Origin of the sequence: Catalinimonas alkaloidigena (assembly GCF_029504655.1) — a bacterium.
In the GTDB taxonomy this organism is placed as follows: domain Bacteria; phylum Bacteroidota; class Bacteroidia; order Cytophagales; family Cyclobacteriaceae; genus Catalinimonas; species Catalinimonas alkaloidigena.
The window spans coordinates 4,402,378-4,425,488 of the sequence record NZ_JAQFIL010000001.1; the positions used below are offsets into that span (position 1 = coordinate 4,402,378).

Sequence of the window (23,111 nt, forward strand, 5' to 3'; positions counted from 1 at the left end):
CTTAATCAATAAGTAACGCATTTATTATCATATTTTTTAGTTAAGTTTTTTAATCTTTCTTCTGTACCTATATATAAATTTCTTGAATATTTTAAAAAATATCTCAACTTTATTTGTATATTTGAAAATGTAATATTATTTATTTTTTTTAGTACTTTACTCATAAATAGTATTGCAAGCGCACTGAAACAAAAAGACATACAAGATGCAAAGGCCTATTGCGATCATATTTTTCTGTTTGTCATGCCTGACGGGTTCGCAGGCCTGGGCAGGTAATAGTAACAACCTTCCTCATAGATTAATATTCCCACTTAGTGCTTTTGTCTCACCTACTGCTGATGCCAGCAATACACAAACTGAATATACCGATGAAGATGATAATGGTAGTGAAGAAGTAAGCCTTGATGCTTCTAATTCCTCTGATGCTGACGGTACCATTGAAAGCTATGTCTGGACGGAGAACAATGTGGAGATCGCTACTGGCGAAACTGCCGATGTGGAGCTTGCTGTTGGCGTGCACAACATTACTTTGACAGTTACCGATGATGATGGCGACTCTGATACCGATAATGTAGTCATTACTATTACTGAAGCTGAGAACCAGGCTCCTACCGCTAACGCAGGACAAGACCAATCTATCTCAGATGAAGATGATAATGGAAGTGAAGAAGTAAGCCTTGATGCTTCTAATTCCTCTGATGCTGATGGCACCATTGAAAGCTACGTCTGGACTGAAGGCGGTAACCAGATCGCTACTGGAATCAACCCTGATGTTACCCTCGATGTAGGCGTACACAACATTACGCTCACTGTCACCGACGATGATGGAGATTCTGATACTGATAATGTAGTCATTACTATTACTGAGCCTGCTAACACTCCTCCTACCGCTGATGCCAGCAATACACAAACTGAATATACCGATGAAGATGATAATGGTAGTGAAGAAGTAAGCCTTGATGCTTCTAATTCCTCTGATGCTGACGGTACCATTGAAAGCTATGTCTGGACGGAGAACAATGTGGAGATCGCTACTGGCGAAACTGCCGATGTGGAGCTTGCTGTTGGCGTGCACAACATTACTTTGACAGTTACCGATGATGATGGCGACTCTGATACCGATAATGTAGTCATTACTATTACTGAAGCTGAGAACCAGGCTCCTACCGCTAACGCAGGACAAGACCAATCTATCTCAGATGAAGATGATAATGGAAGTGAAGAAGTAAGCCTTGATGCTTCTAATTCCTCTGATGCTGATGGCACCATTGAAAGCTACGTCTGGACTGAAGGCGGTAACCAGATCGCTACTGGAATCAACCCTGATGTTACCCTCAATGTTGGCGTGCATAACATTACGCTCACTGTCACTGATGATGATGGAGATTCTGATACCGATAATGTAGTCATTACTATTACTGAAGCTGAGAATCAGGCTCCTACCGCTAATGCCGGACAAGACCAATCTATCTCAGATGAGGATGGTAATGGAAGTGAAGAAGTAAGCCTTGATGCTTCTAATTCCTCTGATGCTGACGGTACCATTGAAAGCTATGTCTGGACTGAAGGCGGTAACCAGATCGCTACTGGCGAAACTGCCGATGTGGAGCTTAATGTTGGCGTGCACAACATTACTTTGACAGTTACCGATGATGATGGGGATTCTGATACTGATAATGTAGTCATTACTATTACTGAAGCCGAGAACCAGGCTCCTACCGCTGATGCCGGACAAGACCAATCTATCTCAGATGAAGATGATAATGGAAGTGAGTCAGTTGAACTGGATGGCTCAGGCTCTTCTGATGCTGATGGCACCATTGAAAGCTATGTCTGGACGGAGAATAATGTGGAGATCGCTACTGGCGAAACTGCCGATGTAGACCTTAATGTTGGCGTACACAACATTACTTTGACAGTTACCGATGATGATGAGGCTACTGACACCGATAATGTAGTCATCACCATTACTGAAGCCGAGAACCAGCCTCCTACTGCTGATGCCGGACAGGATCAATCTATATCGGATGAGGATGGTAATGGAAGTGAAGAAGTAACATTAAATGGCTCTGCCTCTTCTGATGCTGACGGTACGATCACTGATTACGTCTGGACTGAAGGAGGCAACCAGATCGCTACTGGCGAAACTGCCGATGTGGAGCTTGCTGTTGGCGTGCACAACATTACTTTGACAGTTACCGACGATGATGGAGATTCTGATACTGATAATGTAGTCATCACTATTACTGAAGCCGAAAACCAGGCTCCTACCGCTAACGCCGGACAGGATCAATCTATCTCAGATGAAGATGATAATGGAAGTGAGTCAGTTGAACTGGATGGCTCAGGCTCTTCTGATGATGATGGCACCATTGAAAGCTATGTCTGGACGGAGAACAATGTGGAGATCGCTACTGGCGAAACTGCCGATGTAGACCTTAATGTTGGCGTACACAACATTACACTCACTGTCACCGATGATGATGGGGATTCTGATACTGATAATGTAGTCATTACTATTACTGAGCCTGCTAACACTCCTCCTACCGCTGATGCCAGCAATACACAAACTGAATATACTGATGAAGATGATAATGGTAGTGAAGAAGTAAGCCTTGATGCTTCTAATTCCTCTGATGCTGATGGCACCATTGAAAGCTATGTCTGGACTGAAGGCGGTAACCAGATCGCTACTGGAATCAACCCTGATGTTACCCTCGATGTAGGCGTACACAACATTACGCTCACTGTCACCGACGATGATGGAGATTCTGATACCGATAATGTAGTCATCACTATTACTGAAGCTGAGAACCAGGCTCCTACCGCTGATGCCGGACAGGATCAATCTATCTCAGATGAAGATGATAATGGAAGTGAGTCAGTTGAACTGGATGGCTCAGGCTCTTCTGATGATGATGGCACCATTGAAAGCTATGTCTGGACGGAGAACAATGTGGAGATCGCTACTGGCGAAACTGCCGATGTAGACCTTAATGTTGGCGTACACAACATTACACTCACTGTCACCGATGATGATGGGGATTCTGATACTGATAATGTAGTCATTACTATTACTGAGCCTGCTAACACTCCTCCTACCGCTGATGCCAGCAATACACAAACTGAATATACTGATGAAGATGATAATGGTAGTGAAGAAGTAAGCCTTGATGCTTCTAATTCCTCTGATGCTGATGGCACCATTGAAAGCTATGTCTGGACTGAAGGCGGTAACCAGATCGCTACTGGAATCAACCCTGATGTTACCCTCGATGTAGGCGTACACAACATTACGCTCACTGTCACCGACGATGATGGAGATTCTGATACTGATAATGTAGTCATCACTATTACTGAAGCCGAAAACCAGGCTCCTACCGCTAATGCCGGACAGGATCAATCTATCTCAGATGAAGATGATAATGGAAGTGAGTCAGTTGAACTGGATGGCTCAGGCTCTTCTGATGCTGACGGTACGATCACTGATTACGTCTGGACTGAAGGAGGCAACCAGATCGCTACTGGTGAAACTGCCGATGTAGATCTTAATGTAGGCGTACACAACATTACTTTGACAGTTACCGACGATGATGGTGATTCTGATACTGATAATGTAGTCATTACTATTACTGAGCCTGCTAACACTCCTCCTACCGCTGATGCCAGCAATACACAAACTGAATATACCGATGAAGATGATAATGGTAGTGAAGAAGTAAGCCTTGATGCTTCTAATTCCTCTGATGCTGATGGCACCATTGAAAGCTATGTCTGGACTGAAGGCGGTAACCAAATTGCTACTGGTGAAACTGCCGATGTAGATCTTAATGTTGGCGTACACAACATTACTTTGACAGTTACCGATGATGATGGGGATTCTGATACCGATAATGTAGTCATTACTATTACTGAAGCTGAGAACCAGGCTCCTACTGCTAATGCCGGACAGGATCAATCTATCTCAGATGAAGATGATAATGGAAGTGAGTCAGTTGAACTGGATGGCTCAGGCTCTTCTGATGATGATGGCACCATTGAAAGCTATGTCTGGACGGAGAACAATGTGGAGATCGCTACTGGCGAAACTGCCGATGTAGACCTTAATGTTGGCGTACACAACATTACTTTGACAGTTACCGATGATGATGGGGATTCTGATACCGATAATGTAGTCATTACTATTACTGAAGCCGAAAACCAGGCTCCTACTGCTGATGCCGGACAGGATCAATCTATCTCAGATGAAGATGATAATGGAAGTGAGTCAGTTGAACTGGATGGCTCAGGCTCTTCTGATGATGATGGCACCATTGAAAGCTATGTCTGGACGGAGAATAATGTGGAGATCGCTACTGGCGAAACTGCCGATGTAGACCTTAATGTTGGCGTACACAACATTACACTCACTGTCACCGATGATGATGGGGATTCTGATACCGATAATGTAGTCATTACTATTACTGAAGCCGAGAACCAGCCTCCTACTGCTAATGCCGGACAGGATCAATCTATCTCAGATGAAGATGATAATGGAAGTGAAGAAGTAGGCCTTGATGCTTCTAATTCCTCTGATGCTGACGGTACCATTGAAAGCTATGTCTGGACTGAAGGCGGTAACCAGATCGCTACTGGCGAAACTGCCGATGTGGAGCTTGCTGTTGGCGTACACAACATTACGCTCACTGTCACCGATGATGATGGGGATTCTGATACTGATAATGTAGTCATTACTATTACTGAAGCCGAGAACCAGGCTCCTACCGCTGATGCCGGACAAGACCAATCTATCTCAGATGAAGATGATAATGGAAGTGAGTCAGTTGAACTGGATGGCTCAGGCTCTTCTGATGCTGATGGCACCATTGAAAGCTATGTCTGGACGGAGAATAATGTGGAGATCGCTACTGGCGAAACTGCCGATGTAGACCTTAATGTTGGCGTACACAACATTACTTTGACAGTTACCGATGATGATGAGGCTACTGACACCGATAATGTAGTCATCACCATTACTGAAGCCGAGAACCAGCCTCCTACTGCTGATGCCGGACAGGATCAATCTATATCGGATGAGGATGGTAATGGAAGTGAAGAAGTAACATTAAATGGCTCTGCCTCTTCTGATGCTGACGGTACGATCACTGATTACGTCTGGACTGAAGGAGGCAACCAGATCGCTACTGGCGAAACTGCCGATGTGGAGCTTGCTGTTGGCGTGCACAACATTACTTTGACAGTTACCGACGATGATGGAGATTCTGATACTGATAATGTAGTCATCACTATTACTGAAGCCGAAAACCAGGCTCCTACCGCTAACGCCGGACAGGATCAATCTATCTCAGATGAAGATGATAATGGAAGTGAGTCAGTTGAACTGGATGGCTCAGGCTCTTCTGATGATGATGGCACCATTGAAAGCTATGTCTGGACGGAGAACAATGTGGAGATCGCTACTGGCGAAACTGCCGATGTAGACCTTAATGTTGGCGTACACAACATTACACTCACTGTCACCGATGATGATGGGGATTCTGATACTGATAATGTAGTCATTACTATTACTGAGCCTGCTAACACTCCTCCTACCGCTGATGCCAGCAATACACAAACTGAATATACTGATGAAGATGATAATGGTAGTGAAGAAGTAAGCCTTGATGCTTCTAATTCCTCTGATGCTGATGGCACCATTGAAAGCTATGTCTGGACTGAAGGCGGTAACCAGATCGCTACTGGAATCAACCCTGATGTTACCCTCGATGTAGGCGTACACAACATTACGCTCACTGTCACCGACGATGATGGAGATTCTGATACTGATAATGTAGTCATCACTATTACTGAAGCCGAAAACCAGGCTCCTACTGCTGATGCCGGACAGGATCAATCTATCTCAGATGAAGATGATAATGGAAGTGAGTCAGTTGAACTGGATGGCTCAGGCTCTTCTGATGATGATGGCACCATTGAAAGCTATGTCTGGACGGAGAATAATGTGGAGATCGCTACTGGCGAAACTGCCGATGTAGACCTTAATGTTGGCGTACACAACATTACGCTCACTGTCACCGACGATGATGGTGATTCTGATACCGATAATGTAGTCGTGGTAATAAATGAACCAGAAACGCAAACTCCTTTCTTCTCCCTGGTACAGGAAATTTTTGAAGCCAATGAAGATTTTAATTCGGCTGTAACTGTAGCGGTTCAACCCGATGATGAAAGTCAGGAAGTATCCTATTCTATTCTACCAGGTAGCATTGACTTTGCTACCCTGACTGCTGATAACAGCAACGGAATTTATGAATTTGAATCCCTTGCTGACCGAAATGGTGAACAAGAGTTTACGATTACTGCCACTGCTGAGGATGATCCGGGGAATCAATATGCGCAAAATTTTACTTTCAGAGTAAATGCCGTAAATGATCAACCGGTATTCAACCTTGCTCAAAATAATGTAAACGTTGAAGCTGCCAGCGGAGCACGAAGCATTACCAATTTTGCAGAAAACATTGCTCCTGGCCCGGCGACTGCTACCGATGAAGCGTCACAAACATTAGCATTTACAGCTACGGCAACTGATCAAAGTCTGTTTGCTGTTCAACCTGCGATTAGTAATAATGGTACGCTTACCTTTACACCGGCTGATGATAACATCGGAAGTACAGCTGTAGAAGTCATCCTTACGGATAGTGGTCCTAATAATGGAGAAAATCAGAACAGTAGTTCTACTACATTTACTTTTGCAGTAACCGAACAGCCTAATGCAGAACCTGAAGCTGAACCAGAATCATATACATTTGATGAGGATAACGTTCAGGTGATTACGCTAGAAGGTTTTGATGAGGATAATGATCCACTTACCTATTACATTGAAAGCTTGCCCATCAATGGTACTTTGACTGTAGGCGGAGTAGAAATTGAAACTGAAGGTGAGATTGAAGGGAAAACTGTCACGTATACTCCAAACCCTGACTATAATGGCACAGATGCCTTCACTTTCGCTGTATCCGATGGCACAGAACCTAATTCAAATGTAGCCACAATAGGCTTAAACATTGATCCGGTAAATGACGCGCCTACTTTTACGATTGAAGATGATGATATAGAAGGGGAATACAATGCAGCAAGTGAACAAACTTTCCCTGGTTTTGCCAGCGAGATTGAGGATGTTGAAGGTCAGGAACTTGAATTTATCCTCACTCCTGCTGATGGCAACACACTGACCTTTACACAAGAGCCAGCGATAGATGCAGCAAGTGGAGATTTGACATTTGTCGTTGCTAACAACAGTGCTGGTATTGCTGGTTTTACAGTCGTATTAAGTGATGGAGATGATGAAAGTAGTTTACAAAGTTTTACTATTGTAGTACAAGCACCGGAGGTTGAAGCTCCCAGCAACATTACATTAACCCCTAATAATCCAGTAGATGAAAACGATGAAGGTGCATTTATTGGAGATTTATCTGCCCAAGGTACACAGCCTATTTCCTTTTCTCTGCCTGAAGGAGAAGCTAATAATGAGCTTTTTACGATCAACAATGGCAATGAACTCTTTACCAATGGTGCGCTGGACTTTGAAACTGTCGGTGCCTCTTTAACTGTAGTGGTACAGGCAACTAATGGAAACGGAAACACTACCCAAAACTTTGATATTGAGGTTACTAATGAGGAAGAACCGCCTACCAGCATCTCCCTGGATGGCAATACCATAGAAGATGGCGATGCGTCCGGTACTACTGTGGGTACTTTATCCGCTCAGGGGGGAGCGCCCGTCCCTATTACTTTCTCTCTAACCAATGCTCTTGATAATAGCAACTTCTCTATCCAAAATGACAACCAACTGGTAACCGCTTTTACTGCTGACTATGATTCCAAATCCTCTTATCAGGTGGAAGTGCAGGCACAAGGGGATGGAGACTTTGAACAAACTTTCAACATCTCGGTGAATCCTCCTGTCATAGTAGCCCCTACCACTATTACACTGAACCCTACTAGCCCTACAGTTGCTGAAAATGATGAAAATGCTTTGGTAGGTACTCTGTCCGCTGATGGTACTGCTCCTATCTCTTTCTCTCTGACTGATGCTGAAGATAATGACTTCTTCACCATCAATGGAAACCAGCTTTTCGTAGATGGATCGCTGGACTTTGAAACTGTCGGTGCCTCTCTAACTGTAGTGGTACAGGCAACTAATGGAAACGGAAACACTACCCAAAACTTTGATATTGAGGTTACTAATGAGGAAGAACCGCCTACCAGCATTTCCCTGGATGGCAATACCATAGAAGATGGAGATGCGTCCGGTACTACTGTGGGTACTTTATCCGCTCAGGGGGGGGCATCAGAAACCGTAACTTTTTCTTTGCCCGAAGGAGAAGCTGATAATAGCAACTTCTCCATCCAAAATGACAACCAACTGGTAACCGCTTTTACTGCTGACTATGATTCTAAATCCTCTTATCAGGTGGAAGTGCAGGCACAAGGGGATGGAGACTTTGAACAAACTTTCAACATCTCGGTGAATCCTCCTGTCATAGTAGCCCCTACCACTATTACACTGAACCCTACTAGCCCTACAGTTGCTGAAAATGATGAAAATGCTTTGGTAGGTACTCTGTCCGCTGATGGTACTGCTCCTATCTCTTTCTCTCTGACTGATGCTGAAGATAATGACTTCTTCACCATCAATGGAAACCAGCTTTTCGTAGATGGATCGCTGGACTTTGAAACTGTCGGTGCCTCTCTAACTGTAGTGGTACAGGCAACTAATGGAAACGGAAACACTACCCAAAACTTTGATATTGAGGTTACTAATGAGGAAGAACCGCCTACCAGCATTTCCCTGGATGGCAATACCATAGAAGATGGAGATGCGTCCGGTACTACTGTGGGTACCTTATCCGCTCAGGGGGGGGCATCAGAAACCGTAACTTTTTCTTTGCCCGAAGGAGAAGCTGATAATAGCAACTTCTCTATCCAAAATGACAACCAACTGGTAACCGCTTTTACCGCTGACTATGATTCCAAATCTTCTTATCAGGTGGAAGTGCAGGCACAAGGGGATGGAGACTTTGAACAAACTTTCAACATCTCGGTGAACTCCTCCTGTCATAGTAGCCCCTACCACTATTACACTGAACCCTACTAGCCCTACAGTTGCTGAAAATGATGAAAATGCTTTGGTAGGTACTCTGTCCGCTGATGGTACTGCTCCTATCTCTTTCTCTCTGACTGATGCTGAAGATAATGACTTCTTCACCATCAATGGAAACCAGCTTTTCGTAGATGGATCGCTGGACTTTGAAACTGTCGGTGCCTCTCTAACTGTAGTGGTACAGGCAACTAATGGAAACGGAAACACTACCCAAAACTTTGATATTGAGGTTACTAATGAGGAAGAACCGCCTACCAGCATTTCCCTGGATGGCAATACCATAGAAGATGGAGATGCGTCCGGTACTACTGTGGGTACCTTATCCGCTCAGGGGGGGGCATCAGAAACCGTAACTTTTTCTTTGCCCGAAGGAGAAGCTGATAATAGCAACTTCTCTATCCAAAATGACAACCAACTGGTAACCGCTTTTACCGCTGACTATGATTCCAAATCTTCTTATCAGGTGGAAGTGCAGGCACAAGGGGATGGAGACTTTGAACAAACTTTCAACATCTCGGTGAACCCTCCTGTCATAGTAGCCCCTACCACTATTACACTGAACCCTACTAGCCCTACAGTTGCTGAAAATGATGAAAATGCTTTGGTAGGTACTCTGTCCGCTGATGGTACTGCTCCTATCTCTTTCTCTCTGACTGATGCTGAAGATAATGACTTCTTCACCATCAATGGAAACCAGCTTTTCGTAGATGGATCGCTGGACTTTGAAACTGTCGGTGCCTCTCTGACTGTAGTGGTACAGGCAACTAATGGAGACGGAAACACTACCCAAAACTTTGATATTGAGGTTACTAATGAGGAAGAACCGCCTACCAGCATCTCCCTGGATGGCAATACCATAGAAGATGGAGATGCGTCCGGTACTACTGTGGGTACCTTATCCGCTCAGGGGGGGGCATCAGAAACCGTAACTTTTTCTTTGCCCGAAGGAGAAGCTGATAATAGCAACTTCTCTATCCAAAATGACAACCAACTGGTAACCGCTTTTACCGCTGACTATGATTCCAAATCCTCTTATCAGGTGGAAGTGCAGGCACAAGGGGATGGAGACCTTGAACAAACTTTCAACATCTCGGTGAACCCAGCTCCTGACCCAGTTTTCACACTAGATCCAGACAGTTTCTCAGCTAAGGAAGATTTTGAAGGTATACAAACTATCACTATAGTTCCTGCAGAGGGTACACCTGCCGCTGAGTATAGCTTTGAACCCCAACTAAGTACCATTGATTTCGTTGATGTTAGCTTTGATGCTGAAAATCTTGAAATTATTTTTCAAGCAGTGAATAATGCTTTTGGAAGTACTGAGGTTTTAGTTACTGCTACAGACCCTAACAGTGGTAATACCGTCACAAACACTTTAAATATTGCAGTAAACTCAGAAAATGACAATCCTACAGTTTCCGAAATTCCTCCTGTCAACGTTACAGAAGATGATCCGGATGAAACTATTACTTTATCCGACTACTTCAGCGATGTGGAAGATGCTACATTGGACTATGCTGTTGAAGAAATCGGCAATGAAAGCCTGCTTACCGCTACCATTGACGAAACCACTGCTGTACTGACCATCAGCTTTAACGAAAATGCTTCCGGCAATACAAGCATTACAGTTTCTGCTACGGATGATGGAGGCTTGTCTGCAACAGCTACGATTGATGTGCAGATTAGCGGCTCCAATGACGCGCCCGTCATTTCTGATCAAAATGAGGTGAGCACGGATGAAGATGTGGACTATCAGATTTTACTTACTGACCTAATCGTAGAAGATGCTGACAACACTTATCCCGCAGGCTTTACTTTAACGATAGGACAAGGCGATAACTATGAAATCGTAGATGGTACCACCATAAGTCCTACTGCCAACTACAATGGAGAACTCACCGTAGAGGTACAGGTCACCGACCCTGAAGGAGCAAGCAGCAATCCCTTTGATTTGTCTATCACCGTTGAGCCTGTCAATGACGCTCCGGTAGCCTCTACCATAGAAGATTTGGAAGTTGAGGAAGACGCTGAACCGGTAAGCATTGACCTTGCACCTTATTTTTCTGATATTGATAATGAAACTTTGACCTACTCAGTAGTTTCAAATACGAGCGACCAGATCACCACTGATATTGATAATGCTAGCCTACAGCTATCTTTTGAGACTAACTTCAGTGGCAATGCTACCCTGAATATACAGGCGAGTGATGGAGAGACTGTCACCGATCCTAACCTTTCTCTACAAGTCGTAGTAATTCCTGTGAATGATGCTCCTGTGCTTTCAGTAAATGAAGTAGGAATTAGCGGTACGGAGGACACATCTGTAGATTTGGAGTCGCTTCTCTCCGAGACAAACAGTGTCCTTACTGTTACTGACCCGGATAGTAATTTTCCAGATGACTTTTTTATTGAGGCACAAGATCTGAATGAAACCAACAATTACACACTTAATAATGACCGAAATAGTGTAATCCCTGCTGAAAATTTTGATGGTGATCTTTTTGTACCCATACGGGTAAACGATGGCAATGCCTATAGCACTTACCAAACATTGAGGATTAGACTTAATCCGGTCAATGACCGACCTCAGATCTTTTTATCTGCCGAAGAACGTGGTACCGCCATACAGTTTAACCGGGGAGATAGTCCGGTGAGCATCACTTCTTCGCTGATCATTAACGATGTAGATAACATAAATATGTCTTCAGCATCTGTATCTTTCGTTGAAAACGGGCCGGTCTTTTATTCACCGGATGAAGATGAGCTCCGCTACCCTGCACAGATAGGTAACATCACCGGACAGTGGGATGCTGAAAACGGAGTGCTTTCTTTGACAGGGAATGCTAGTATCAATGACTACAGAGATGCATTACGCAGTATCACATATTTTAACAATGCCACTACGCCTACCGCGCTTCCCCGGCAGTTGCTTTTTGTCATCAACGATGGTGCATTGGCAAGCAATGAGGCCAATGATGTAAGGTTTATCAGGGTAGAAGACTCTAACCTTCCTCCCGAGCTTACAGACTTTGACAAACAGGTACCGGAAGACGAATCTCTGACTTTAAGGGTAAGCGATTTCAGTGATAACTATGCTGATGATCTTGACCCATTTGATAACGCAATTTATATCACAAGACTTCCTGACCCCTCAAAAGGGAGCCTGGTAGTTGATGGAGAAGCTATTACTGATGGCGATCTTAACCCGGCCATAGGCGGTTTTCTCATAGATTTTGATACTAATCCCAGCTTCAGCTACCAGCCTGAAACAAATTTTAATGGTACAGACTCTTTTGAATGGACAGCCCTGGATAGCGAAACTCAGCCGGGTACTCTTATCAACTCAGCCAGTGTGAGCATTACCGTTTTGCCGGTAAGCGACCCTCCTACCATCAATGCTCCTGCTTCCATCACTGCCAGCGAAGATGCTATGTTCAGCTTTTCAGATACACGTAGCATCACCATTGAAGACATTGACAGTACTACTGACAGCATTACTGTGAGTCTGGCGGTACAGGAAGGCCTACTTTCTTTTGTAAATGAAGGGGTTTTAGCGTCAATCAACTTCCTTGATGGAAGTAGTACAGACACGCCAAATATGACGTTCAGAGGGGTTTCTTCTGATATTGATAATGCGCTTACCAGCTTACAGTATGCTGCACGTAGCGATTTCAACGGCACAGACATATTAAAAATTACCGCTACCGACCCTCAAAACAACTCGGCTGAAGCAGAAGTAAATATTATCATTAACTCCGTGAATGATCTGCCAGCCTTGGTTAATATGGAGAGTGATACACTCAGCTATACAGAAAACGATGCGCCCTTACTCCTTACTGAAAGCCTAAGCATAGAAGATCTGGAGAACGACAATATCGTAGCCGCTACCATATCTATTACGGAGAACTTTGCAGCAGAAGAAGACCGGCTGGGATTTACGCCTACCCCAGGCATTACGGGAAGGGTAAGTAACAACCGACTCATCCTCACTGGTAACGCTTCCATAGAAGTATATCAGTCACTTCTCAGAAGTATCACCTATGAAAATATGAGTGAAACGCCGCAAAGCGGGGTACGCAAAATCAACTTTCAGGTAACTGATGTGGGAAATGGTTCCAGTAACATAGCTTCGCGTTATGCCAATGTCATTCAGACTGATGATTCAATTCAAATTACAGATGTAGAAAGCACTGCACTTGCCTATCGTCCCGGAGATGCCCAGCAAATCCTCACCGAGTCTATTATCCTTAGCGATGCTGATGATGATAGCCTGACTACTGCGATCATTAGCTTTTCCAATGACAGTTATATTGCCGCTGAGGACAGTCTGATCTTTGAATCTGACGAATTCGAGGTCAGCTGGAATGAAGAAAAGGGTACGCTTACAATCAATGGTGAAAATAGTATAGCGGAATACCAGAATGCGCTACGGGCTGTACAGTATATCAATACTTCTGATACGCCTACCCCTGGCAGCAGGTTGATCCGCTTTACAGTATTTAGAAATGGCGTAGCCAGTAATGTAGCGATCCGGGAAATCACAATTATCATCAATGAGCCTCCGCTGCTTACAGACTTCAACCTGGCCCTGCTCAAAAACAGCAGTTACAGTTTTAGCGCTGAAGACTTTGCAAATCACTATAATGATCCTGATAATTCATCTGAAAACCTTACATTTGTAAGATTAAGGATTAGCAAACTGCCCAGCAGGGGCCAGTTACTCCTTAGTGGAGAAGTAATTACTCAAGAGATACTTGATACTGAAGGAGCATTTGAAGTGAGTACTGAAAATATCAATCAGCTGACATATCAGCCTGAAAGTGATTATGTAGGGGCTGACAGTATTGAATGGAATGCTTTTGATGGTGAAGCTTATGCCATCGCCAACGCTAAGCTGACATTCAATATCACTGACCTGACAGTGAATGCAGGAGCTGATGTAGAAGTTTGCCTTGGAGATCCCCTGACATTAAATGTTGAAGTCAGTGGAGGAAGTGGCAATTACACTTATACATGGACCTGCGATCAGGCTGACTGCATGATAGACAATGCCAATGCTGCTGAAGTGAGTGTATCTCCGGGCGGAACTACTGCCTACTTCGTAAAGGTAACGGATGAAAATGGTATAACATCCAACAGTGATACGATCATCGTAAATACTATAGAATGTTATGGACTGCCCCTTAGCATTCCTACGGCTTTTACACCCAATGGAGATGGTCCTAATGACAGTTGGGTAATCACCAATATAGAGACTTACGATAGCCAGGTAGTAGAAGTGTATGACCGATACGGAAAGCAGGTGTATTTCTCAGAAGGCTACCAAAGGCCCTGGGATGGCTCCAGAAATGGTCAACTTTTGCCTGCGGGTACTTACTATTATTTAATCAAGCTTAACGGTGGGGAGCAGTTCCATCGTGGATCTGTAAGTATTCTTAAGTAAGAACATGATTGTAAAAACACTACTTCAGCGAGTTAGCAGCACTATTTTTTTTATTTGTGCATTTTTATATGCTTCAGGCATTGCCGCACAGGGTAATCCCCCTTCAATCAGCAATACCGGCACCGCAACCCTTAACTATCAGGAAGGCAGAGCCCCTGTGACCCTGGTACCCAATATCATTGTTGAGGATGGCGATAGCCAAAATATGCTGCTTGCCACCTTTTCTTTTGGAGGAAATTACCAAAGCAATCAGGATACACTGGTCTTTGAACAAACTGAAAATATCAAAGCGCACTTTGAGGAAAGCAGTGGTACCCTCAGGCTATTAAGCCTTTCCGCAAATCAGGGAGTAAGCATTGCTCAGATGCGGACTGCCATGGCCTCTGTTGGTTATCGTATCACTTCAGATAATCCTAGCAATAAAACAATAGCCGTAAATATCAGTGTAACTGATCTGGAGGGAAACCAGAGTAACACCGCCACCCGTTCCATCAATGTTAGCCCTACTAATGATGCTCCTGAAATTAGCAGTAGTACCACCGCCACAATTAATATCGTCAATGATGAAGAGCAGATTTTTGATGATGTGGAAATTACTGATCCGGATAACGGGCAAATGTCTCGGGTAGAAATTGAGATCGTAGAGGGATTCAACTCTCCGGAAGACAGACTCGTCATCGATAGTGATGATGAAGGCCTGAACCGAGAGACAGAAACCGCTCAAAAAATTGTTCTAACTGGACTAGATGACATCGAAACCTACGAAAGTGCTATTCAGAATTTCTTTTTTAGGCATCAGGTACTGGTTTTTAGGACAGCGGGGCTAAGAAGAATTAACCTCAGGGTTTTTGATGAGAATAATGTAGCCAGCAATACACTGTCTCGTTTTTTTGTTGTGCAGCCCATTTTTGGTGCACGGATAAACCTCCCGCCTTCGCTGGAAAATTTTTCCGTAGATACCAATGAGGATAGTAATTACACTTTCTCTGCCTCTGATTTTGTAGACAGTTTTGATGATCCTAACGGATCAAGTTTGGGTGGCATTATCATTAGTGCCTTACCAGAATACGGTACGCTCCTGCTAAATGGTACCGCTATCAACAACCAGGATATCATCAACCGCACCTTAATTTCTCCTGACCAAATCAGTAACCTTACCTACAGCCCTCCTGCCGGCTTTAACGGCAGCGACGCGTTTGGATGGAACGCTACTGATGGTAGCGACTTTGCTGCAAACCCAGCTAAAGTTATTGTCCGTGTAGAGCCAGTAAACCAGCAGCCTGAGCTTAGCTTACCCGCAAATGCCGATGTGGAAGAAGATACCGCAACCCCCATATCCGGAATTTCTCTTACCGACCCTGATCAGGATGAAATAAGAGTGAGGGTCTCTGTCAGCGATGGTGTTTTGTTTCTGACTCCCAAAGCGGTAGAGGATGAGCTTATAGATTTTATCTCCGGGACTAATAATGGAGAAGCTGATATTGTATTTAGCGGGCCGGCAGCGCTGGTTGCATTTGCTTTAAGCGGCTTAATTTATCAGCCGGATGAGGGGTTTTCCGGAGATGATCAGCTCGCTGTGGAAGTAGATGATAACAACGGAGGCACAGCCAGTGGAAATACGAACATCAATATTCTGATCATCAATGACGCGCCGGTACTCGCAAATATGGAGAATGAGCCCACTGCCTTTGAAGAAAACGAAGAGCCAGTAAGAGTAAGCAATACCTTGACTGTTACTGACGAAGAAAACAATCAGATAAGCTCCGCTACAGTCACCATTAGTGAAGACTATGCGGGAGCACAAGATGTATTAGCATTTACTGCTTCTAACGGGGTTACTGGTGATTATTCAGAAGGCACCCTTACCTTGAGCGGAAATGCTACCCCTGCCGTGTATCAGAACATTTTACGTACTGTAAGCTATGCTAATACCAGTGAGAATCCTTCCGATGTGCAGCGAACAATCACTTTTACAGTTACTGACAATGGCTCTCCCAGTGCTACCAGCCAGGCAGTAAGTCGCATTGTGGAAGTTATTCCCGTAAACGATGCCCCGGTACTGGACAACCTGGAAGAAGCTCCGATTAGTTACGATATTTTGGATAATAACCCGGTAGCGATCACTAACGCATTGACTGTAACTGATGTGGACAATGATAATATGAACGGTGCTACCATCGCATTTGAAGAAGGATATGAAGAGGACAGTGACCTGCTCGTTTTCAATGACCCAATTGGAAACATTACTGCAGAATGGGATGAAGATGATGGAGTCCTCACCCTGAGTGGAGGGGGTACCAAAGCACAGTATCAACAGGCCATTAGAAGTATAAGCTATCAGAAAAATGGTGACGACGACGATGAGGATGAAGATGAAAATAAACTTATTTCTATCACTGTATCAGATGGGAAGGACGAAAGTAATACGCTGAGCAGGGAGATCATTATTATTACCAATGACCCGCCTACCATCAATTCGTTTAGTAAAACAATTGATGAAGATGAAGCCCTCAGTTTTGGCGTGGAAGACTTTCCTTATGAAGATCCAGACAATGGCCCAAGCCAGGGACTACAAAGCATCGCGATTACTGCCTTACCAACAAACGGTATATTGGTTGTAGCTAATGATACCATCACCAATGAGGATGTTGAAAATGCTAATTCCGGTTTTGGAATCAGTGCCGACCAGATTAGCGCATTTCAATATATACCCACACCAAACTTTTCTGGAAGTGATAACTTTAGCTGGAACGCTTTTGATGGCGCCGAATACGCTGAAGAAACCGCAGAGGTGAACATTACTATCACCGCTCAACCGGATGCTCCTTTACCTACTGACTTTACGATTGCCAGTCAGGAAGATCAGCCTTATGCATTTACCGCCGAGCAATTTGCCAATGCAGCTACAGACCCTGATGGAGATGAATTGTCAGCGATTGTTATACGTACTGTTCCCGAAAACGGCACATTACTTCTGAATAATATCAGCCTGCCTGCTAATAGCGAGCTTAGCCTTCAGGAAATTAATAACCTCAGCTATCTGCCCAACGAAAATTTCAGTGGTCAGGATGCTTTTACCTGGGCTGCATCTGATGGCAGCTTGCTGAGTGAGCAAAGCGCCCAGGTGATCATTACTATCAGCCCGGTTAACGATGCACCGATCATCAACAGTTTTACCAAAGCAATAGATGAGGATGAGGCTTCCTACACTTTTGCGGCGAGTGACTTTACTGAAAACTATCTGGATATAGAGAATACGCCCCTCAATTTTATACAGATCACCTCCCTGCCCATCAACGGAAGTCTTTTACTTAATGGCTCTGCCATTGAGGCTGGCACACAAATCAATGCGGAAAATATCAGCAACCTTAGTTATCAGGCGGCAGACGAGCAGGAAGTCGGAATCATCAGCTTTGGATGGAACGCTTCTGATGGAAGTAGCCTGTCAGCCGAAGAGGCCAGGGTAACGATTATCATAGGAACCGGCGTCACAGATTTCAGTATCAGTACAAATGAAGACACGGAGTATAATTTTAACCTGTCACTATTTGCCAATAATTATGGCAACCCTGACGCGCCGCTACAAAACATCAGGATAGAAGCACTGCCCGAAAACGGAGCACTACTGCTCAACGGTGAAAATGTAAATGTAGATCAGGAAATCAGCGCTGATGTGATTAGCCAGCTTAGCTATCTTCCCGATGAAAACTATTTTGGAGAAGATAGCCTGGTGTGGAATGCCAATGGAGGGGATACCTATGCGCCGGTTCCCGCACAAGTATCGATTACCATAGAGGCCGTAAATGATCTCCCTGTCATTGAACCGCTTGCTGATCTCACCCTGCTGGCGGGCAAAAGCAGTGAAGCCATCACTATTATTATTAGTGACCTGGAGACCGAAGCGAGAAACCTCACTTTATCTGCTTCTTCAGGTGATAATACGATTATTCCGGGTGAACAAATTGTGATAGAAGGGGATGGAGAAAACCGTACGCTTACCCTAACAGCCTTGCCTGAAACCAGAGGAGAAGTAATGATTAGCCTGATCGTTTCTGATGGAGAAGCAGAGGTGCAGCGACAGTTTACGGTAAACGTTGTTCCTTACCTGATCAGCCTTGAGGTACAAGAAGTCCTTGACCTATGCCCTGATCAGGAAGAGACTATTGCACTGAATATAGAAGGTAGTGAAGGGCCTTTCACCTTGGAGACAGAATGTGATCAGGAAAGTTGCGAACTTGATTTTTCAGAGGGTAATATTACGCTTAGCCCTTCGGAGACAACTACTTATTATTTAACAGTAGTAGATGCCAATAATATTCGCAGTAATGTAGATACCCTGACTGTAAATGTGAATGAATGTACCAACCTTACATTGGATATTCCTTCCGCGTTTACGCCCGATGGTGATCAGGTCAATGACCTATGGGAAATTGAAAATATTCAGTACGCTACGAATGTAGTAGTGGAAGTGTTTAATCGTTACGGAGAGTCAGTCTTCCGTTCAGAAGGATACCAGCAGCCATGGGATGGTACCCAGGGAAGTACCCTACTTGCAGTTGGGACATATTATTATGTGATCAATGTAGACGGTGGTTTACAATCTTATAAAGGATCAGTTACCATACTCAGATAATTAAAAGAGGATGAAGAATTTATACATTAAAACCGGAATTTTAACGGCTATCCTGCTCTCCATTTCCCTTGGGACAATGGCTCAGCAGTCGTTCAGATTCAGTCAATACTTTCAAAACGCAATCACTTTTAACCCTGCTGTATCAGGCTCAGAAGAGTTTGTAGACCTGAAGATTGGTTATCGTCAGCAATGGTCTGGTCTGGACGACGCCCCTCAAACTTACTTTATCAGTGCTCATGCCCCTTTGGGAAAAAGGGAGAAAAGTTATGGGTTCCAGAACAACTCGCTTCGCATCAGCGACCCTGGCATGTACAATGAACTGGCCAATGCCAGAACCCTCCTGAGAAACCGTATTACCCACGGAGTCGGAGGCTACATTGTCAGTGATATGCAGGGAATTTTTCAGCAAACCAATGGTATCCTTACCTATGCTTTGCATTACAATGTAGGTAATACAGTATTGTCCTTCGGTGTAGGAGGTGGCTTAAATAGCCGTCGCCTTGACATGGAGGGCATTATGGTGGGTAACACTGAAATTCCCGATGAAACATATCAGGCTTATCTGGCACAGCAGGGACAGATTACCAACATTGACCTGAATGCCGGGATTTTTGTGCGCAATGAGAACTTTTACTTTGGGTACTCTGCCAAGAGGCTTTTTCAGAACGAGCTTTTTGCTACCATTGATGCTATAGAGGCTGCCGAAGAAATAGAGCATTATGGTATGCTTGGATTACGTTTTGATGTCAATAACACACTGATGATCACTCCCGGCGCGTTTATCAAGTATACTGCCAGTGGCTCGCTTTTATACGATGCCAATATCAGGTTCAAGTATAATGAACTTGTTTGGGTGGGAGCCTCTTATAGAAATACTGAAACTGTAATTGCTATGGCAGGCTTTAGCCTCAACAACCTGATCAACCTGGGCTATTCGTACGACCTGGGTATCGGTGAAATCAATGACTACCGATCCGGCGTACATGAAATTGGCCTGGGCTTTATGTTATTTAATAAGCAGGATACTTCACCCTACATGTGGTAATTAGAAACTATTAGACTATGAAAAAGTCATTCTCTAACCTATTACTTTTACTAATCGCATTGCTCAGCTCCACTGCTATACATGCGCAAAGGCTATACTTTGAAGCCTCAAAACCTCTTTCAGATACCCTGAATTCTAATGCTGAAGAAAGTCTCCCTATTTATTCGGAGCAGGATAGCACCCTCTTTTTTGTACGCTCACTTTATGCCCAGAATACAGGCGGCCTGCATTCCGGTCAGGACATTTGGTATACCAAAAAAGATACGGCCGGAAGATGGACAGAACCCAAAAATGATCTGGGTAAGTTGAATAATGAAGGGAACAACGCCATTGTTGGAATCAGTTCTTCCGGTCGTACGGTCTATCTGCTGAACGACTACGGCACAGAAAACTCTCAACAGGCAGGCCTGTCATTATCATTCAATAGAGAACAGGACTGGAGTACTCCCAATAAAATCTCTATTCCCGGGATTAGTAGCAAACAAGGTAATTTTTACAGCCTGTATATGCACCCTTCAGAAGAAGTCGTTTTGATTTCTGTGCAGCTAGAAAACTCCCTGGGCCAGGAAGATTTATATGTAAGTACTAAAGACCCTTTTACCAATGAGTGGTCTGAGCCTGTTCACCTTGGTCCTACGATCAACACCGGAGGCTTTGAAATTTCTCCTTACCTGACAGCGGATAAGCAAACGCTTTTCTTTTCCAGTAATGGTCATCCTGGTTACGGGAACGCGGATGTCTTCGTAGCCCATAGGACTGATACCAGCTGGACCAATTGGAGCAGTCCTGAAAATCTGGGTGACCAGATCAATTCCGCCGGTTTTGATGCTTATTTTACCGCTAAAGAAGATAATGAAGTATTCTTTGTAAGTAACCGCCGGGGCAGTTCAGCCGATATTTATACGTCAAGAATCATTACTGAAGAGGAACGTCAAAGAATGCTGGCTCAGCGGGTAGAGGGTGGTGGCAGAGGAGCCGGAATGCTCAACCAAAACAACTCAACTGAGATCGGAGGGCTAGACACTGAAACCCAGGCTCTGCTGGATGAAACCCGAGCCCTGTTGGATGAGTTTAACCGTATCAAAACTGGTGATGGTTCTAACAACAGTAACACCGCTACAAGCAGCGCTGGCTCTGAAAGTGGAAACAGCAGCCTTTTTGCTTCTCAGGAAATGCTTTTCCAGCTGAATTCCGCTGAAATTCAGAACAAGTTTCAAAACACACTGAATATTGTAATTGAGACGCTAAGACAAAACCCCAGCCTGAAGGCTGAGATTGTAGGCCACGCGGATGATACCGGGGGTAAGGATTATAACCTTAAGCTCTCAATAGACCGTGCCATTGAGGTAAAGCAATTTCTGGTAGAAAACGGAATCAGCGAACGGAGAATCATCACCTATGGCAAGGGTTCCACACAACCAGTTTCCGATAACCAAACCCCGGAAGCACGACAGAAAAACAGAAGGGTAGTCATTTCATTTATATAAGCGAGAGGGCCGGTGTTCACCGGCTTTTTGTTTTAGTAGCTTTCCGGCAAATGCCCGCTTCAGAATATAGAGAACCCTCTCTCTTAAGCTGCACGTCAATTACCCTTTCCTGCTCCTCCTGCGCATGCTCAGGTGTATTGATGCAGCCTAAGCCTGATACATGATAAAAAGACACTCCTTCTCTCTACCCAAGCTTTACTTCATTACTTTAGTTTGCTGCTGGCAAAGATTGATAGCTCAAACATAGGATGGCAGGGCAATAGCATGAATCCTGGCTGTCCCCTATCTCCTACCACCCCGCTCTACGGTAATCTGAAGGGTTAGCTTTTGACAAAAAAAGCTTTCAATTGAACGGTCCTGTGAAATAACTTAAAGTTAACATCAACTATTTTCAGCCTGGAACTGTTCTTGCTAACTTAAGACTTTGTTCCATTCAAATTTAATTATTCTGCATAACGATAAACATACAGGCGTAGGTTTTTTAGTCATTGGTGATTGGGGGAGAGAAGGCTCTGCTGAGCAATATGCTACGGCAAATGCATTGGCAAAACAGGCCTTTCACAGACAGACAGATTTTGTAATCTCTACCGGAGATAACTTTTATGAAAACGGGGTGGAAAGCACCCGGGATTCACTTTGGCAAAGTAGTTTTGAAAAGGTATATACTCAGCCTTCCTTACAGATACCCTGGTATAGCATACTGGGCAACCACGATTACAGAAGCAACACTTCGGCACAAATTTTATACTCCCAACAGAGCGCAAGGTGGTGTATGCCCTCACGCTATTATAGTAAGCTGATGAAAGTAAATGCATCCAGCGATGTGCATTTCATTTTCACAGATACGACTCCTTTGATTGGTGAATACTGGGAGACAGAAAACCATCCGGATGTGCTGATGCAAAAGCCTGAAGAGCAGTTGATCTGGCTTGAAAAAACGCTGGCTGAAAGTACTGCCCAATGGAAGATTGTGGTGGGTCACCATCCGGTATTCTCTTCCAGTCCTATGCATGGTGATACAGAGGAGTTGGTCACCCATTTTCTTCCGCTCTTTGAAGAGCATGGCGTAGATGCTTACCTTTGTGGTCATGAACATGATCTGCAACTACATAAGCCTGAGGGAAATACTATGTATCTCGTTTCTGGCGCGGGTTCAGAGGTAAGAGAAACTGATCGTAAGGATATGACTTTATTTAGTGCCTCTGACCAGGGTTTCGCTTACATCTATCTTGATCATGAACACATGGGCATCGCTTTTATCAACAGTCAGGGGGAGACTATTTTTGACACCAGCCACAGCCACGCAACAAATACGCTATCCAAAGCCCTGAAATAATCAA

The 23,111-nt window shown here is 44.2% G+C and carries 6 protein-coding genes; all 6 read left to right on the forward strand.

Annotated features, from left to right (window positions below; all coding sequences use genetic code 11):
• Positions 1 to 205 precede the first annotated feature (205 nt).
• Positions 206 to 9,157, forward strand: a complete 8,952-nt coding sequence (locus tag OKW21_RS17935) for a beta strand repeat-containing protein (protein WP_277481696.1) — start codon at positions 206 to 208, stop codon at positions 9,155 to 9,157.
• A 31-nt stretch (positions 9,158 to 9,188) separates the two neighbouring features.
• Entirely contained in the window at positions 9,189 to 14,606 is a 5,418-nt protein-coding gene (locus tag OKW21_RS17940; RefSeq protein ID WP_277481698.1) for a tandem-95 repeat protein, read from the forward strand.
• Positions 14,607 to 14,610: 4 nt separating this feature from the next.
• Positions 14,611 to 19,239, forward strand: a complete 4,629-nt coding sequence (locus OKW21_RS17945; protein ID WP_277481701.1) for a tandem-95 repeat protein — start codon at positions 14,611 to 14,613, stop codon at positions 19,237 to 19,239.
• A gap of 10 nt (positions 19,240 to 19,249) precedes the next feature.
• Positions 19,250 to 20,284 carry a PorP/SprF family type IX secretion system membrane protein gene (locus tag OKW21_RS17950; protein WP_277481703.1) on the forward strand — a complete coding sequence of 345 codons (1,035 nt, stop codon included), beginning with the start codon at positions 19,250 to 19,252 and terminating at the stop codon, positions 20,282 to 20,284.
• Between the two features lie 17 nt (positions 20,285 to 20,301).
• Positions 20,302 to 21,771: an OmpA family protein gene (locus tag OKW21_RS17955; protein WP_277481705.1), complete on the forward strand. Its 1,470-nt coding sequence runs from the start codon at positions 20,302 to 20,304 to the stop codon at positions 21,769 to 21,771.
• A 424-nt stretch (positions 21,772 to 22,195) separates the two neighbouring features.
• A complete protein-coding gene (locus OKW21_RS17960; protein WP_277481707.1) occupies positions 22,196 to 23,107 on the forward strand; it encodes a purple acid phosphatase family protein in 912 nt (303 codons plus the stop codon).
• The last annotated feature ends 4 nt before the right edge of the window (positions 23,108 to 23,111 follow it).

Bases quoted from the DNA above. Each gene is read 5' to 3' on its own strand.
- OKW21_RS17935 (WP_277481696.1), top strand. From the start codon at position 206: ATGCAAAGGCCTATTGCGATCATATTTTTCTGTTTGTCATGCCTGACG.
- OKW21_RS17945 (WP_277481701.1), top strand. From the start codon at position 14,611: ATGATTGTAAAAACACTACTTCAGCGAGTTAGCAGCACTATTTTTTTT.
- OKW21_RS17950 (WP_277481703.1), top strand. From the start codon at position 19,250: ATGAAGAATTTATACATTAAAACCGGAATTTTAACGGCTATCCTGCTC.
- OKW21_RS17955 (WP_277481705.1), top strand. From the start codon at position 20,302: ATGAAAAAGTCATTCTCTAACCTATTACTTTTACTAATCGCATTGCTC.